The organism is Metallibacterium sp., assembly GCF_054637675.1.
Genome location: NZ_JBTSRB010000001.1, coordinates 102,748 through 117,667, shown reverse-complemented (window position 1 = coordinate 117,667; position 14,920 = coordinate 102,748). Strand labels below are relative to the sequence as shown.

The window sequence follows — 14,920 nt, the reverse complement described above, 5'->3', positions numbered from 1 at the left end:
GCCCGCCTCTCAGGCGTTCGGCGGCAGGATTTCGAGGATGCCCAGCGCCTGGCAGGCGCGCGCAAAATCAGCCACGTCGGCCACGTCCACGCCGACTTGTCCAGCGATGACAGTCAGTGTCGTCGGCTGGCGCATCAGCGCCGTGGCGATGCGGAAGTGACGCGGAAATTCGCGTTCGATCTCGGGCCAGCGCGTCAGGCGCAAGCGGTCGTCCGCGCGGGCGCCATCAGGCAGCGCACCGGGATTGGAAGTCAGTGCCACGAACCAACGCAGCCGCGACAGCGGCTGTCCACCCACGGCGCGCGCCGTGGCCAACGCGTTGGGCGCGGGCTGGCACGCTGCGCTGAGTGGCCGCGTCAGCAGTGGCGCCTGCGGCCGCAGTGCGCTGTCGCCATACCAGCGGTCAGTCTGCGGATCGAGCAACAGGCTGCGACCATCGGATTCAATCAACAGTGGTGTCACGGCGCCGCCGCCCAGCAGCCAGTCGGCCACGCTGGCCTGCGCGGAAGTTTCGGTGTGTGTGATGACGGTGGGCGCGCTGTCGGTGATGGGCGCCGTCGATGGTCGGCGCCCGCCCGCGCCGGCTTGGGTTTGCGCCGGGGTGGTTGCTTGCGGGGCACTGCCAAGGCGAGCGCGCACCTGCTCCAGCACCCGCGCCAGCGCGTCCGCCTGCACTGGCAGATCAAGGCTGAGGCGCGCATCGCGCAAGCCCGTGCCGGTGGCCTTGGCGCTGCACGCCACCGCGTGACGGCCAGCGCCGACCAGCTTGAGCCAGGACATGTGCCCCCACACGCTGTCGGCATCGACCAGCACCAGATCCGCCGTGGCCTCGTCGTCGAGGCGCCAGTGCGTGGCCTCGCCGCGCAGACCGCGCAGCAGCGCGGCGATGTGCGCGGCGCCGGATTCCTCGAAACTGGACAAAGCCAAACCGTAGGTGCTCATGGTGACGTCAACCCTTGCATGTCAGGTGCGAGCGCGCCGGGACACACGGATCGCGAATGGCGGCGATTGTGAGCTGGCCACAAGCCGCGTCAATCGGAAAATGCACCGATCAGCGTAAACAATCGCAACGCCGGCTAGACTTCGTGACCGCTGTTGACCATCGAATATCCCATGTCTGTACGTACCCGTTTCGCCCCCAGCCCCACTGGTTACTTGCACATTGGCGGTGCGCGCACCGCGCTGTATTGCTGGCTGGAAGCGCGGCGACGCGGTGGCGCGTTCGTGCTGCGCATCGAGGATACCGATCGCGAGCGCAGCACCGACGCGGCGGTGCAAGCCATCCTCGATGGCATGCGGTGGCTGGGCCTGGACCACGATGAAGGCCCGATCTTCCAGACCCGGCGCATGGCGCGCTACGAGGAAGTCGCGCAAGGCTTGCTCGGTGCCGGCAAGGCCTACTGGGCCTATGAGAGCAAGGACGAGATCGAGGCGATGCGCGCCGCCGCCATGGCGCGTGGCGAGAAGCCGCGCTACAACGGCCACTACCGCGATCTCGGCGCGCCGTATCGCGACGATCCCAACCGTGTGCTGCGCTTCAAGAATCCGCACGGCGGCAGCGTGGTGTTCGACGATGCCGTCAAGGGCCGCGTCGAGTGGCGCAACGAGGAGCTGGACGATCTGGTGCTGATTCGTTCGGACGGCTACCCGACCTACAACTTCGCGGTGGTGGTGGACGACATCGACATGCGCATCGACGAGGTGATCCGCGGCGATGATCATGTCAACAACACGCCGCGGCAGATCAACCTGTATCACGCGCTGGGCGCGGTGGTGCCGCGTTTCGCGCATCTGCCGATGATCCTCGGGCCGGACGGGCAGAAGCTGTCCAAGCGCCACGGCGCGGTCAGCGTGATGCAGTACCGCGAGGATGGATTCCTGCCGCACGCGCTGCTGAATTATCTGGTGCGGCTGGGCTGGTCGCACGGCGATCAGGAGATTTTCTCGCGCACCGAGATGATCACCCTGTTCGACATCAGCGCGGTCAATCAGTCGGCATCGCGCTTCGACCTGGCCAAACTGAGCTGGCTCAACCAGCATTACCTGAAGACCGGCGATCCGGCCGCGCTGGCGCCGGAGTTGATCTGGCACTTGCAGCGCGGCGGCATCGATCCGCGCCGCGGCCCCGCACCGGAAGACGTGATCGTGGCATTGCGCGAGCGCGTGCAGACGCTCAAGGAGATGGCCGAGCGCGCGCGCATCTGGTACGCGCCGATCCGCGCATGGGACGAACAGGCCGTGGCCAGGCACCTCGGCGCCGCGGGCGCGCGCGACGCGCTGCAGGCCGTGCAGGCGCGCTTCGCCGCGCTTCCGGCGTGGACGCCCGAGCAGGTGCACGCGGCGATCAGCGCCACCGCCACGGCGTTGGGCGTGGGCATGGGCAAGATCGCGCAACCGCTGCGCGTGGCCATCACCGGCACCCAGGTTTCGCCTTCGATCGAACACACGGTTTACCTCGCTGGCCGGCAGGAGGCGCTGCGTCGCATCGACGCCGCGCTGGCGCGCGCTGGGTAACGCGCGGCGCGGATGCACCAGACGCGGGGCGAGCCGGTTGTATGCTGCACCCATGAGTGCGCAAATCCACCTGCATAGTCATCGTCACGACGCGCGCGAATACCTCGCGGCAGTCGAGCGCGCCTGCCGCGAGCGCGGCCTGCGGCTCACCGAATCGCGGCGGGAGATACTGGAATTGCTGGCCGCGCAGGGTCGGCCGGCCAAGGCCTATGACCTGCTCGAAAGCCTGCGCCAGCGCCACGCCACGGCGGCGCCGCCCACCGTGTATCGCGCACTGGAGTTCCTGCTCGCGCATGGCTTCATCCATCGCCTCGATTCGATCAACGCTTTCGTCACCTGTCACCACCCCGAGCAGGCGCACCAAGTGCCGTTCCTGATCTGCGATCAGTGCAATCAGGCCGAGGAGTTGTGCGACGACGGACGCATGGCCGCGCTGATCGCGCGCGAGGCGCAACGGCGCGGCTTCGCACCGCGCGCGCAGACGCTGGAAGTGCACGGCCTGTGCACGCATTGCCGCGCCCGCGAGGGCGACGTGGTGCTCGCGCAGATGCGCAGCGGCCGCACGCGGAAGTAGACGCGCGGCCAGCCTGCGCATGGCGGCGGTGATTGTGTAACGCGGCGACGCGCACCTAGCATCGGCGCATGCGCGATCCACACCCATACCGGCAGCCATCCCTTGCCGCGCACGCACACGATCACGACGAACGCCGTCGACACGCGCACGCACATGGTGACGACCGCGCACGACGCTTGGGAATCGGACTGGTATTGACGTTAGTGATGCTGGTGGTCGAGGCCGTGGGTGGCTGGTGGTCGGGATCGCTGGCGCTGCTGGCCGATGCCGGACACATGCTGGTCGACGCCATGGCGCTGGGCCTGGCCGTGGCCAGCGCGCGCATCACGCTGCGTCCGCCCAGCGCGCGCTACAGTTTCGGCCTGGCGCGCGGCGAGGTGCTGGCCGGATTCTTCAATGCCATGACCCAGTTCGCGCTGGTCGGTTTTATCGCCTGGGAGGCGTTGCAGCGCCTGTTGCGGCCGCACGCGATTGCCTCGGGCGAAATGCTGGCGATAGCGCTGGTGGGTTTGATGATCAACGTGCTGGTGCTGCGCCTGCTGCACCAGCACGATGCCGACGACGTGAACATGGCGGCGGCCAGCCTGCACGTGCTGGGCGATCTGCTGGGTTCGGTGGCCACGGTGCTGGCGGCGCTGGCGGTGGGAATGCTGGGCTGGTTGTGGGCCGATCCGGTGCTGTCCTTGCTGGTTTCGCTGCTGCTGCTGCGCAGTGCCTGGGTGCTGGTGCGGCGCTCGGCACACATCCTGCTGGAAGGCGTGCCCGAGGGCGTCAGAGTCGAGGTGGTGCTGGCCGAGTTGCGCGGTCTAGACTCCGCGATCGTCGATGTTCATCATCTGCACTTGTGGCAGGTGGGTGCGGGGCAGCGTATGGCCACCCTGCACGTGCGTGTGGCGCAAGCCGAGCAGGGTGAACGCATGCTGCGTCTGGTACAGACGACGCTGGCCGAGCGCTTCGGCATCCGCCACGCCACGGTGCAAATCGAAAGCGCCGGTTGTGTTGAGACCGGCGCGGATTGCGCCGCGCGTTGATGGCGTTTGGTCGCGGCGCAGCGCGCTGCTATGCTCAGCCACCTTTTTGCATCGCGCATACGCGAGGACATCCATGGGCAAGGGCGATCCCAAGACCCGCCGCGGCAAGACCTATCGCGGCAACTACGGCAATACCCGGCCACATGCGGCCAAGACGGTGGCCGGCAGCAGAACCGTCGCCGTCGCGGCGAAAAAGCCTGCGGCCGTGGCCAAGAAGGCCGCCGCGCCAGCGGTCAGGAGAGCGGCTGTCAAGAAAGCCTGAGCGGTCGGTTTGCGCGGAAGCGCGTGGCGCTCAGGCCACACGCGTGCCGCCGGCGATTACCGTGCGCGCCAGCGTGCCGCCAATCCAGTAACTCAGCTCGGCCGGCGTCGCGGCATCCCATAGCACCAGATCCGCGCGCAGCCCCGGTGCCAACCGGCCGCGCTTGGTGAGCGCGAGCGCGCGCGCGGCATGTACGGTGACGCCGCGCAGGGCTTCCAGTGGCGTCAGTCCGAACAGGGTGCAGGCCATGTTCATGGCCACGCGCAGCGAGCGCAGCGGCGAGGTGCCGGGGTTGAGATCGGTCGCCACCGCCATCGGCACCCGCGCCGCACGCAATGCCGCGATCGGCGGCAGGTGTGTCTCGCGCAGCGCATAGAAGCTGCCCGGCAGCAGCATGGCGACCGTGCCCGCGGCGGCCAGCGCCGCCACGCCGCGGGCGTCGGTGCATTCCAGATGGTCCGCCGAGAGCGCACCGAATTCCGCGGCCAGCGCGGCACCCTGCAGATTGGACAACTGATCGGCGTGCAGCTTCACCGGCAGGCCCAGCGCGCGCGCCGCGCCGAACATCTGGCGCGTTTCCATGGCGCTGAAACCGATGCCTTCGCAGAACGCGTCCACGGCATCGACCAAGCCTTCGGCGTGCAGGCGCGGCAGCCATTGCGTGCAGACTTCACGCACATAATCCGCGCGCTGATCGCTGAATTCCGGCGGCAGCGCGTGCAGGCCCAGCAGCGTGGTGCGCACATCGATGCCCAGTTCGCTGCCGATGCGCCGCGCCACGCGCAGCATGCGTGCTTCACCTTCGGAATCCAGCGCATAACCGGACTTGATCTCCAATGTGGTCACGCCGTCCGCCAACAACGCTAGCGCGCGTGGCAGGGATGCCGTCAGCAGGCTTGCCTCATCGGCCGCGCGCGTGGTGCGCACTGTGGCAAGGATGCCGCCACCGGCGCGCGCGATGGCCTCGTAGCAGATGCCTTCGAGGCGCTGCTCGAACTCGTGCGCGCGTTCACCGGCGAACACCAGGTGCGTGTGCGCATCGATCAGGCCGGGCGTGAGCAACGCGCCGCGCGCGTCCAGCGCGGTCGCGCGCAGCGTGTCGAAAGCGCGTGGCAATTCCACCGTTGGCCCCAGCCAGGCGATGTGACCCTCGCGCCAGGCGATGGCGCCGTCCTCGATCAGTCCGTAGCCATCATCGCCGGCCAGCGTGGCCATGCGTGCGTGCAGGATCAAACCCTGTGACGTGGACGGATTCATGGCGCGGATTTCGGTGCCACGGCAGGCGCGGCATCTTGCGCGCGCTGATTTTCATATTCGCGCATCAGGCGCGCGGCGAAGACGTTATACATCGGTGTGCGGCAGATCAGCGCCGAGCTGGCGCGACCGAGCAGGGCGGCGGCGAGGATCGGCAACGCCAGGTTCTGGCTGGGCGTGATCTCCAGGCAAATCACCGCGGCGGTCAGCGGCGTCTGCGCCACGCCGGACAGGTAAGCCGCCATGCCCAGCAGCATGATCGCGCCGGGTGCGACATGCGGGAACCAGTGCGCCACGTTGTAACCAAGGCCGGTGCCGACCGCCAGCGCCGGAGACAGCGAGCCACCGGGTACGCCGGACCACACATTGAGCACATTGGCGAGGTACTTGAACACGCCGAAGCTCTCGCCCGGATTGTGCGGTGCGCCCTGCAGCAATGCGCGCGCCTGATCGTAGCCGGTGCCGTACACGCTGCCGTGGCTGGCCAGACCCAGCCCGACCAGCGCGAGACCGGCAATGCCCGCGATCCACACCGGGTAGCGCGCGCGCAGCGCGGAGAAATGGTGCAAGGGACCGAGGTCGAGCAGGATCAGGCGCGCGAACAATCCGCCTGCCAGTCCGCCCAGAATGCCCACCACCAGCAGCGCCATCCAGCCCTCGCCCAGCGGCAGGCTGGCGCTGATGTTGCCGAAATAGCTGTAATTGCCGAGCAGTCCCAACGACACCACGCCGGCGAACAGCACCGCCGCGATCAGAATGCCGCTGAGGCGATGCTCAAACGTGCCGGCCAGTTCCTCGATGGCGAACACCACGCCGGCCAACGGTGCGTTGAACGCCGCCGCCAGACCCGCACCGCCCCCGGCGAGAATGAAGCGCGCCGCCGCCTTGGGATCATCAAAACCGAAGCGCTTGCCCAGCGTGTACATGATGCCGGCGCCGATCTGCACCGAAGGCCCTTCATTGCCGATCGAGGCACCAGTGAGCAGCGCCAGCGGCGTCAGCAGGAACTTGGCCAGCACCATGCGCGCGCTGACCAGGCGCTCGCTGAGCGCGTGGTTCTGTTCGTCCTGCGCGGCGATCACCTCGGCAATGCCGCCGCCGCGCGCATCGGGCATGTGGCGCGTGATGTACCAGACGATCACGACGAAGCTGGGCGGGGTGATCAGCAGTGCCGCCCAGGCGCGCCCGGCGATGATCTCGGCGAAGGTCGCATAGGCGAGATTGGTGAGCTTCATGAAAGCCACCGCGATCAGGCCCACCAGAATGCCGCCACTCCACAACACCAGCCGCCGTCGCCATGGCGTAGGCTCAGGCTCGTGCTCGCCGTGAACGGGGTGGCGAGTAGCGGGTGGCGGGCGCTCGTCATGCATCGCGGCATTATGGCTTAACCTGCCCACTCGCCCGCGCACTGCGCGCGGGCCGCCATGGCGGCAGGTGGAGTGATCCGGTGAACGCAAGTCTTTCGATACCCAATTTCTGGGATGGTGCGGCGTGGCGCGCGCACAGTTGCCCCTGCGACGATGCCATGCCCGAGACAGGCTGGCATGGCTGGGTGCTGCCGGGCCTGGTGAACGCGCACTCGCACGCGTTCCAGCGCGCCATGGCGGGTCTTGCCGAGCATCGCGTCGTGCATGCTGGCGATGCGCAGGACAGCTTCTGGAGCTGGCGCGAAACCATGTACGCATTCGCCGCGGGTCTTGATCCAGAAACCTTGCACGCGGTCGCGGCGCAGGTCTATGTGGAGATGCTCGAAGCCGGCTACACGCAGGTTTGCGAGTTTCACTATCTGCACCATGCGCCGGACGGCAAGGCTTATGCGCCAGCCAGCGCGATGAGCGCGGCGCTGATCGCCGCGGCGCGCGAGACCGGCATCGGGCTGACCCTGCTGCCCACGCTGTACATGGCCGGCGGCTTCGATCGCCGACCACTGGCCGCGCGCCAGCGGCGCTTCGCGCACACGCTCGATGCGTTCCTCGATTTGCTGACCGAATTGCGCGCGCAGCAAGGCCCAGGGCTGAATGTCGGCATTGCCCTGCATTCGCTGCGCGCGGTGCCGCCGCAAGCGCTGGCCGCGCTGCTGCAATCAGGTCTGGCCGCGCGCGGCCCGCTGCACATCCACATCGCCGAACAGACCGCCGAGATCGATGACTGTCTGGCCGCGCGCGGACAGCGCCCGGTGGCGTGGCTGCTCGATCACGCGCCGATCGACGCGCGCTGGTGTCTGGTGCACGCCACGCACATGGATACCGAGGAAACCGCGCGGCTGGCGCGCAGCGGCGCCGTGGTGGCACTGTGCCCCAGCACCGAGGCCAATCTCGGCGATGGTTTGTTTCCACTCGACAGCTATCTCGATGCGGGTGGGCGTATCGCCATCGGTTCGGACAGCAACATATCGATCTCGCCGGTCGAGGAATTGCGCTGGCTGGAGTACGGCCAGCGCCTGATCCGGCGCGCGCGCAATCTCGCCGCCAGCGCGCAGCAGTCGCACACCGGCACGCGCCTGTACGCGCTGGCGCTGGCGGGCGGGCGTCAGGCGGCCGGTCTGGACGACGCGCCGCTGGATGCGGCGTTGCTGCATCTGGATGCCGCGCATCCCGTGCTCGCCGAGCGCCGCCCCGAGGAAGTGCTGGATACCTGGATCTTCGCCGGCAACGTGCCGCTGTTGCGCGATGTCTGTGTCGGTGGTCGGCACTTGGTGCGCGCCGGGCACCACGTGCAGCGTGAGGCCATCGCGCGTCGCTACCGGCAAGCGCTGGTGCGGCTGCGCGCCTGAGCCCTGGCGGCATCGTTACACTCTCACCTTTTGAGCGGACTCCGAAGATGCGCCTCAGCCAGTTCCATCTCAACACCGTCAAGGAAGTGCCGGCCGACGCCGAGATCGTCAGTCACCAGTTGATGCTGCGCGCCGGCATGCTGCGCAAGCTCGCCGCCGGCATTTACACCTGGACGCCGCTGGGGCTGCGCGTGCTGCGCAAGGTCGAGGCCGTGGTGCGCGAGGAAATGAACCGCGCCGGCGCCATCGAATTGCTGATGCCCTCGATCCAGCCGCGCGAACTGTGGGAGGAAACCGGCCGTTGGCAGAAATTTGGCGGACAGCTGCTCAAGATCAAAGATCGCAAGGATCAGGAATACTGCTACGGTCCCACCCACGAGGAAGTCATCACCGATTTCGCGCGCAACGAGCTGAAAAGCTACCGCCAGTTGCCGGTGAATTTCTTCCAGATCCAGACCAAGTTCCGCGATGAGATCCGTCCGCGCTTCGGCGTGATGCGCGCGCGCGAATTCCTGATGAAAGATGCCTACTCGTTTCACCTCACGCCCGAATGCCTGGCGCGCGAGTACCGCAACATGTACGACGCCTATGCGCGCATTTTCACCCGCCTCGGTCTGCGCTTTCGCGCGGTGCAGGCCGATAACGGCACGATTGGCGGCAACGCCAGCCATGAGTTTCACGTGCTGGCCGATTCCGGCGAGGATGCCATTGCCTTCTCCACTGGCTCGGATTACGCCGCCAATGTGGAAATGGCCGAGGCGCTGGCGCCGGGCGCGCGGCCGACGCCGGTCGAAGCGCTGCAGCGCTTCGCCACGCCGACGCAGAAAACCTGCGCCGAGGTGGCCGCGCTGCTGGGTATCGATCTGGCGCGCACGGCCAAATCGATGGCCTTGATCGGCGAATCGGGTTTTGTGCTGGCGGTGCTGCGCGGCGATCACATGCTCAACGAAATCAAGTTGGCCAAGCTGCCGGGTCTGGCTGAATACCGTCTCGCCAGCGAGGCCGAGATCGCCGAATACCTGGGCGGCGAGTCCGGTTTCATCGGTCCGCTGGGTCCGCGCAAGTCCATCACCGTGGTGGCTGATCGCAGCGTGGCGGTCATGGCCGATTTCGTCATCGGCGCCAATGCCGCGGGTTATCACCTGCGCGGTGTCAACTGGGCGCGCGATTTGCCCGAGCCGGATATCGTCGCGGATATTCGCAACGTGCAGGCCGGCGATGCCGCCGCGGACGGCAGCGGCACGCTGGAAATCGCGCGTGGCATCGAGGTGGGGCATGTATTTCAACTGGGCCAGAAATACGCCGCGGCCATGGGTGCTCACGTGCTCGATGCGCAGGGCAAGGCGCAGACGCCGTTCATGGGCTGCTATGGTATCGGCGTGAGTCGCATCGTGGCCGCGGCGATCGAGCAGAATCACGATGCCGCCGGCATCCTCTGGCCGCAGGCCATGGCGCCCTGGCAGGTGGCGATCTGCGTGATCAACCCCAAAAACGTCGAGGCGGTCAATCAGGCCGCGGCCGCGCTGTATGCCGAATTGCAAGGGCGTGGCTTCGAGGCATTGCTGGATGATCGCGGCTTGCGTCCGGGCGCGATGTTTGCAGATATCGAGTTGATCGGCATTCCACAGCGCGTGGTGATCAGCGAGCGCGGTCTGGCCGCTGGCCAATTCGAATACCGCCGACGCGATGCCAGCGACAGTGAAATGCTGAATAGCGAGCAACTGCTGGCGCGCATCGGCGCTGGTTTGATTTTGATCTGATTAAAGTCTCTGCATTGATGTGGCTCGGCTGAATATTGTGCAATAGCATGCGCGCGTGTAAAAATACGCGTGCTGTAACCGGATCACCGCTGATCCGTATAACTCACACTCATTCGGGAGACGATTCATGGCCATCGATCTGAAAACCTTCAATCACAACCAGCTCAACGAGTTGATCGAGCACGCCAAGGTGCGTCAAGCTGAGTTGGCCAAGGAAAAGCTGGGCGCTCTGCGTGAGCGTATCGAGAACATCATCAAACAGGAGGGCTATAGCCTCGAGGACATTTTTGGCGGACGTGCGCGTCGCGCGCGCAAGAGCACCGGCGTCGTGGCACCGAAGTTCCGCAATCCGGCCAATGCGCAGCAGACCTGGAGTGGTCGTGGCAAACGCCCGCGCTGGTTCCACGAGGCTCTGGCCGCAGGCAGGAAAGAAGCGGACCTGCTGATCAAGTAACTTCAAGTAATCGATTCGCTCTGGCGAATCGTGGAACACCCTGAAACGCCGGCCTTGTGCCGGCGTTTCATTACTCAATCTACAGGCTGCGCCGCGGGCCGACCAGCAAATCGCCAAACAGAAGTCCGGCGACTAGCGCGACCAGCAGTGAAATCAGCAACAGGGCGGCATCGGTGCCGATATGCACATTGCGCTCCAGCAGAGATGACACGCTGCGAAAGCCGACCGCTCCCGGCACCAGCAGGATGATGCCCGGCTCGCGTACCAGCGCACCGGGGCGATGCCGGTAGCGCGCGTAGAGATTGCTCAACGCGGCGATGATCAAACCGCCGACGAACACGCCGAAGCTCGGGCCATACACCCCGGTGCCCATGCGCGTGCTCAGATAGCCGACGATCGCCGCGCTCATGACCAGCGGCCAGTCGCGCGGTGCGGCCTGAAACAGCACGCCGAACGATGCGCTCCCCAACAGCAGCGCTGGAATCTCGGCCCAGCCCGGCACCGCCGTCAGCGGTACGCCGAGGGTGTGCCAGCCGAGCACATCGAGGATTTGCGCGCCAGCCAGCGTGCCGAAAGTGAGCTTGAGCAGGCTGGACAATGCGCCGGCCAGACGCGCCGTTCCCGACACCAGATGCTGCGTGGAGATCTCGCGCACCGCATTGGTCAACGCCAGGCCTGGCATCAGCACGATCAGTCCCGAGATCACCACCGTCTTGATCGCCAGCGGCACGATGAACGCGCTGATGGCGCTGGCGATCAGCGTGGCCAGCAACGCGGCGATGGCCTCGCTGGCCACGGCCAGGCGTGGATGGCTGGTACTGCTCACGGTGACCTGGCCGATGACCACTCCGATCAGCCCGGCCGCAAGCAGGTCGAACCACGAGCCGCGCAGCAAGACCGCCACCATCGCGGCGGCAATGCCAAATGCCGCAACGCTGGCTGGCCCCCACCAGCGCGGCGGTGGCGTGGTCAACGATTGCAACTGGCGGAAGCCGTCCTCGATGTCGAGTGTGCCGGCAATCACCTCGTCAGCGATGCGATCGACCTTGCACAGCCGCGCCAGATTCACATCGCCTGGCGGCAGGCGCATCACTTGCGTGACCTCGGCCAGGGGCGTGGCGCTGGCCGTGCCCCGTGCGCTGGCCGAGAGGATGATCGCTGTCGGGCTCGACCATACCTCGATGCGCAGTCCGAGGCGCTCGCCCACGCGCGACACCGCCATTTCCAGGCGCGGGGCCGCGGTGCCGTACTGGTGCAGACGCCGCGCCGTTTCGACGACAAAGGCCACGCGCGCATTGAACGACGCGCCGCTCGCGCTCATGCGCGGCCTCGCATGCGCGAATCGGGCCGCGCGCTTGCGTTGGACCATCGGCTGCGCGCGGTGACCACCGGATAATGCGCGGTCGAATCGTGCAGCGCGGAGGGCGTCATGGGCTTGGGTGAGGCGCTATCCATAGGCGGTGCGCTGGCGTGGGCGATAGCGGTGATTATCTACAAACGGCTGGGTGAAACGCTGCCGCCGTTGCCGCTGAACCTGCTCAAGAACTTGCTGGTACTGGGCATGCTGCTGCTCAGCGTGCTGGCGCTGCGCACGCCGCTGCCGCATCTGGGTGCCCTCGGCGTGGGCGTCACGCTGCTGTCCGGGCTGCTGGGCATGGCGGCGGCCGACAGCCTGTACTTTGCCGCGCTCAACAAGCTTGGCGCCGGGCGCGCCGGGATTCTGGGCAATCTGTACAGCCCTTTCGTGATCGTGCTGTCGGTGGCGTTCCTCGGCGAAACCATGTGCCCACAGCAGTGGCTGGGGTTCGCGCTGGTCAGCATGGGCGTACTGGTGGTGGGCCATGCGCGCGGGCAGACGTTGGACGTGGATGCGGCGCGCATGCGGCGCGGATTCATGCAAGGCATTGCCGCGATTTTTCTGATGGCGGTGGCGATCGTATTGATCAAGCCATGGCTGGCCGGGCAGCCGCTGCTGTGGATGGTGTTGTTGCGCACGCTAGGCGGTCTGCTGGGCCTGGGTCTGGTGTTCGCATGGCGGCGGCAATCACCGTTGGGCGCCCTGCGCGGGCGACGTTTGCGCTGGCCGTTGCTGCTGGTGGCGGCGTTCATCGGCCAGTACGTGGCCGTGCTGCTATGGGTCGGCGGCTACAAGTACGCGCCGGCCACGGTGGCGGCGATTCCTCAACGAAACCAGCTCGGCGTTCATCGTGTTGCTGGCGGCCTTGCTGCTGCGCGAGCCACTGATCCCGCGCAAGCTGGGCGGCGTGACTTGCACGCTGGCGGGTATTTCCTGCCTGCTGCTGGCTTGATCAGCCGGTATTGGTCGCGTCAGCCGTCGCCGGCGCGGCGTCGTGCACAGCGCGCACCTTGAGCAAGATGCCCTCGGCGCCGACCACCTCGACCTCGCTGCCGGCGGGCAGGTCCGGGCCGGTCGCCAGCCACACGCCATCACCCACGCGCACGCGGCCGCGGCCCTCGCTGATCGCTTCGCTCAGCACCAGACGTCGCCCGATCAGGCCGGCACCGCGGCGGTTGAGGGTGGCCTCGCTGTTCTCGCCGCGCAGAAGGCGCGGGCGCAGCCCGCGCCAGTAGGCCGCGCAGGACAGGAACGCCAGCACGGTAAACGTGACCGCCTGTGCCAGCACGCCCAGTTGCGGCAGCAGCATCACCACGAAGCCGGTGGCTGCGGCGCCGACGCCGACCCACAGCAGGAAATAGCCCGGCGCAAGCACCTCGGCGGCGGCCAGCAGCAGCGCCAGCGACCACCACACGAAATGTCCCGGCATGTTGACGATGAACTGGGTCATGGCCGTGGTCCTGTGGCGGATTTGCGCGCGCCGCTCTCGCTTTGCGCGGTGCGTACCAGATCGGTGATGCCGGCCAGCGCGCCGATCACGCCGGTGGCTTCCATCGGCAGCAGCATGGTTTTCTGGTTGGGCGAATCGCCGAACACTTTCAGCGCCTCGATGTATTTGATGGCGACAAAGTAATTGAGCGCGTTGACATCACCCTGCGCGATCGCGACCGAGACCAGTTCCGTGGCCTTGGCGTCGGCCGCGCCCAGACGCTCACGTGCCTCGGCCTCGCGGAACGCGGCTTCGCGCTTGCCTTCCGCCGCCAGAATGACGCTTTGCTTTTCGCCTTCGGCCTTGAGGATCGCGGCCTGGCGAAAGCCCTCGGCCTCGAGGATGTTGGCGCGCTTCTCGCGCTCGGCCTTCATCTGCCGCGCCATCGAGTCGACCAGATCGCGCGGCGGCTGGATGTCCTTGAGTTCGATGCGCGTGATCTTGAGGCCCCACGGATGCGTGGCCTCGTCCACCACGCGCAGCAGGCGCGTATTGATTTCGTCGCGCTTGCTCAGCGATTCGTCCAGATCCAGCGAGCCCAGCACGGTGCGGATGTTGGTCATCACCAGGTTGATCACCGCCAGCTCCAGGTTGGCCACCTCGTAGGCGGCCTTGGCGGCATCGAGCACCTGATAGAACACCACGCCATCGACCTTGACCACGGCGTTGTCGCGGGTGATCACGTCCTGACTGGCGACATCCAGCACTTGCTCCATCATGTTCACCTTGCGCCCGATGGCGTAGATGAATGGAATCAGGAAATGCAGGCCGGGATCGAGCGTGGCCACGTACTTGCCGAAGCGCTCCACGGTCCACTCATAGCCCTGCGGGACGATGCGCACCAGTTTGACCAGCACGATCACCGCGACCACGACCAGAATCAACGCAAAAACCAATGGCATGCCACGCTCTCCCTGATGTTTTCGCAGTATACGGCGCGCCTGCACGCCTGCATTGGACGAAAGTCATGTCGCGCCTGCGCATGGGTATGCGCGGCGCAGCGGGTGACTGCACGCGCCGCTTCAGTCATCCAGGCGGCGGGCTTGCTTGCGCGTCGGTTGCCGCGCCAGCGCCTGCACAGAGAGTTTGCGCGCGGGGAGCGCGCGCGCAGCCGCGTGGCGTGGGGACCGGCGCAGCACTTCCGCAGTGCCGGCCAGCGCACGCTGAGGCAACAGGCTGGCGCTGTTGGCAGGGTGGCGCCGCACAGCGTCTCCAGGCTCAACCACTCACGTGGACCGGCGGCGCGCACCCCGACGCTGGTGCTCGGCAGCAGCGCGTCGTGCAGTCAAAGCGGCCACCCCGTGCCCTGGTCGCGCGTGGCGCAGCATTGCCCCGGATTCGTGCACGCGCTGGCGCGCGGATGCCTGCGGCATTGTGCAATGGGTATCGTGCGGCGCTCGTGCATCGTGATCGACGAGTGCGGTTGCGTTTGCTGCGCGCAGGTACGGATAC

The 14,920-nt window shown here is 66.9% G+C and carries 14 protein-coding genes; 8 read left to right on the top strand and 6 right to left on the bottom strand.

The window, feature by feature from the left end; translation table 11 throughout:
• Nucleotides 1–9 precede the first annotated feature (9 nt).
• Nucleotides 10–942 carry a serine/threonine-protein kinase gene (locus ACYDAT_RS00480; RefSeq protein ID WP_461448178.1) on the bottom strand — a complete coding sequence of 311 codons (933 nt, stop codon included), beginning with the start codon at nt 940–942 and terminating at the stop codon, nt 10–12.
• A 171-nt stretch (nt 943–1,113) separates the two neighbouring features.
• On the opposite strand from ACYDAT_RS00480, the gene gltX reads away from it, so the two are divergent.
• The 4 genes from gltX to ACYDAT_RS00460 all read left to right on the top strand — a co-directional run bounded on the left by gltX (nt 1,114) and on the right by ACYDAT_RS00460 (nt 4,381).
• A complete protein-coding gene (gltX, locus tag ACYDAT_RS00475; RefSeq protein WP_461448177.1) occupies nt 1,114–2,514 on the top strand; it encodes a glutamate--tRNA ligase in 1,401 nt (466 codons plus the stop codon).
• 52 nt (nt 2,515–2,566) lie between these two features.
• Nucleotides 2,567–3,088, top strand: coding sequence for a transcriptional repressor (locus ACYDAT_RS00470; RefSeq protein WP_461448176.1), 522 nt, complete (start codon nt 2,567–2,569; stop codon nt 3,086–3,088).
• A gap of 176 nt (nt 3,089–3,264) precedes the next feature.
• Nucleotides 3,265–4,119, top strand: coding sequence for a cation diffusion facilitator family transporter (locus ACYDAT_RS00465; protein ID WP_461438443.1), 855 nt, complete (start codon nt 3,265–3,267; stop codon nt 4,117–4,119).
• A 73-nt stretch (nt 4,120–4,192) separates the two neighbouring features.
• A complete protein-coding gene (locus ACYDAT_RS00460; protein ID WP_461438444.1) occupies nt 4,193–4,381 on the top strand; it encodes a 30S ribosomal protein THX in 189 nt (62 codons plus the stop codon).
• Between the two features lie 30 nt (nt 4,382–4,411).
• On the opposite strand, the gene hutI is transcribed toward ACYDAT_RS00460, so the two are convergent.
• Entirely contained in the window at nt 4,412–5,638 is a 1,227-nt protein-coding gene (gene hutI, locus ACYDAT_RS00455) for an imidazolonepropionase (protein ID WP_461448175.1), read from the bottom strand.
• Nucleotides 5,635–7,005 (bottom strand): chloride channel protein, encoded by a 1,371-nt coding sequence (locus ACYDAT_RS00450; RefSeq protein ID WP_461438446.1) that lies wholly within the window; start codon nt 7,003–7,005, stop codon nt 5,635–5,637. The genes hutI and ACYDAT_RS00450 overlap by 4 nt, the downstream gene beginning before the upstream one ends.
• A gap of 77 nt (nt 7,006–7,082) precedes the next feature.
• Here ACYDAT_RS00450 and ACYDAT_RS00445 point away from each other — a divergent pair, with 77 nt between their 5' ends.
• The 3 genes from ACYDAT_RS00445 to ACYDAT_RS00435 all read left to right on the top strand — a co-directional run bounded on the left by ACYDAT_RS00445 (nt 7,083) and on the right by ACYDAT_RS00435 (nt 10,622).
• On the top strand, nt 7,083–8,408 hold the full coding sequence (locus ACYDAT_RS00445; RefSeq protein WP_461448174.1) for a formimidoylglutamate deiminase: 1,326 nt from the start codon (nt 7,083–7,085) through the stop codon (nt 8,406–8,408).
• A 47-nt stretch (nt 8,409–8,455) separates the two neighbouring features.
• Entirely contained in the window at nt 8,456–10,168 is a 1,713-nt protein-coding gene (locus ACYDAT_RS00440; protein WP_461448173.1) for a proline--tRNA ligase, read from the top strand.
• A gap of 127 nt (nt 10,169–10,295) precedes the next feature.
• Entirely contained in the window at nt 10,296–10,622 is a 327-nt protein-coding gene (locus ACYDAT_RS00435; RefSeq protein ID WP_461438449.1) for an H-NS histone family protein, read from the top strand.
• A gap of 79 nt (nt 10,623–10,701) precedes the next feature.
• Here the strand turns inward: ACYDAT_RS00435 and ACYDAT_RS00430 are convergent, their stop codons facing one another.
• Nucleotides 10,702–11,943: a threonine/serine exporter family protein gene (locus tag ACYDAT_RS00430; protein ID WP_461448172.1), complete on the bottom strand. Its 1,242-nt coding sequence runs from the start codon at nt 11,941–11,943 to the stop codon at nt 10,702–10,704.
• A 108-nt stretch (nt 11,944–12,051) separates the two neighbouring features.
• On the opposite strand from ACYDAT_RS00430, the gene ACYDAT_RS00425 reads away from it, so the two are divergent.
• Nucleotides 12,052–12,993, top strand: a complete 942-nt coding sequence (locus ACYDAT_RS00425; protein ID WP_461448171.1) for a DMT family transporter — start codon at nt 12,052–12,054, stop codon at nt 12,991–12,993.
• Here the strand turns inward: ACYDAT_RS00425 and ACYDAT_RS00420 are convergent.
• Both ACYDAT_RS00420 and ACYDAT_RS00415 read right to left on the bottom strand, forming a co-directional pair.
• Nucleotides 12,932–13,429: an NfeD family protein gene (locus ACYDAT_RS00420; RefSeq protein ID WP_461439417.1), complete on the bottom strand. Its 498-nt coding sequence runs from the start codon at nt 13,427–13,429 to the stop codon at nt 12,932–12,934. The two genes, ACYDAT_RS00425 and ACYDAT_RS00420, sit on opposite strands and share 62 nt — an antisense overlap.
• Nucleotides 13,426–14,370 (bottom strand): SPFH domain-containing protein, encoded by a 945-nt coding sequence (locus ACYDAT_RS00415; protein WP_461439418.1) that lies wholly within the window; start codon nt 14,368–14,370, stop codon nt 13,426–13,428. Before ACYDAT_RS00415 ends, ACYDAT_RS00420 begins: the two co-directional genes overlap by 4 nt.
• Nucleotides 14,371–14,920 lie beyond the last annotated feature (550 nt).

Excerpts from the sequence above, each read along its gene's own strand:
- ACYDAT_RS00480 (WP_461448178.1), bottom strand. The coding sequence starts at position 942 with ATGAGCACCTACGGTTTGGCTTTGTCCAGTTTCGAGGAATCCGGCGCC.
- gltX (WP_461448177.1), top strand. The coding sequence starts at position 1,114 with ATGTCTGTACGTACCCGTTTCGCCCCCAGCCCCACTGGTTACTTGCAC.
- ACYDAT_RS00470 (WP_461448176.1), top strand. The coding sequence starts at position 2,567 with ATGAGTGCGCAAATCCACCTGCATAGTCATCGTCACGACGCGCGCGAA.
- ACYDAT_RS00460 (WP_461438444.1), top strand. The coding sequence starts at position 4,193 with ATGGGCAAGGGCGATCCCAAGACCCGCCGCGGCAAGACCTATCGCGGC.
- hutI (WP_461448175.1), bottom strand. The coding sequence starts at position 5,638 with ATGAATCCGTCCACGTCACAGGGTTTGATCCTGCACGCACGCATGGCC.
- ACYDAT_RS00450 (WP_461438446.1), bottom strand. The coding sequence starts at position 7,005 with ATGCATGACGAGCGCCCGCCACCCGCTACTCGCCACCCCGTTCACGGC.
- ACYDAT_RS00440 (WP_461448173.1), top strand. The coding sequence starts at position 8,456 with ATGCGCCTCAGCCAGTTCCATCTCAACACCGTCAAGGAAGTGCCGGCC.
- ACYDAT_RS00435 (WP_461438449.1), top strand. The coding sequence starts at position 10,296 with ATGGCCATCGATCTGAAAACCTTCAATCACAACCAGCTCAACGAGTTG.
- ACYDAT_RS00430 (WP_461448172.1), bottom strand. The coding sequence starts at position 11,943 with ATGAGCGCGAGCGGCGCGTCGTTCAATGCGCGCGTGGCCTTTGTCGTC.
- ACYDAT_RS00425 (WP_461448171.1), top strand. The coding sequence starts at position 12,052 with ATGGGCTTGGGTGAGGCGCTATCCATAGGCGGTGCGCTGGCGTGGGCG.
- ACYDAT_RS00420 (WP_461439417.1), bottom strand. The coding sequence starts at position 13,429 with ATGACCCAGTTCATCGTCAACATGCCGGGACATTTCGTGTGGTGGTCG.
- ACYDAT_RS00415 (WP_461439418.1), bottom strand. The coding sequence starts at position 14,370 with ATGCCATTGGTTTTTGCGTTGATTCTGGTCGTGGTCGCGGTGATCGTG.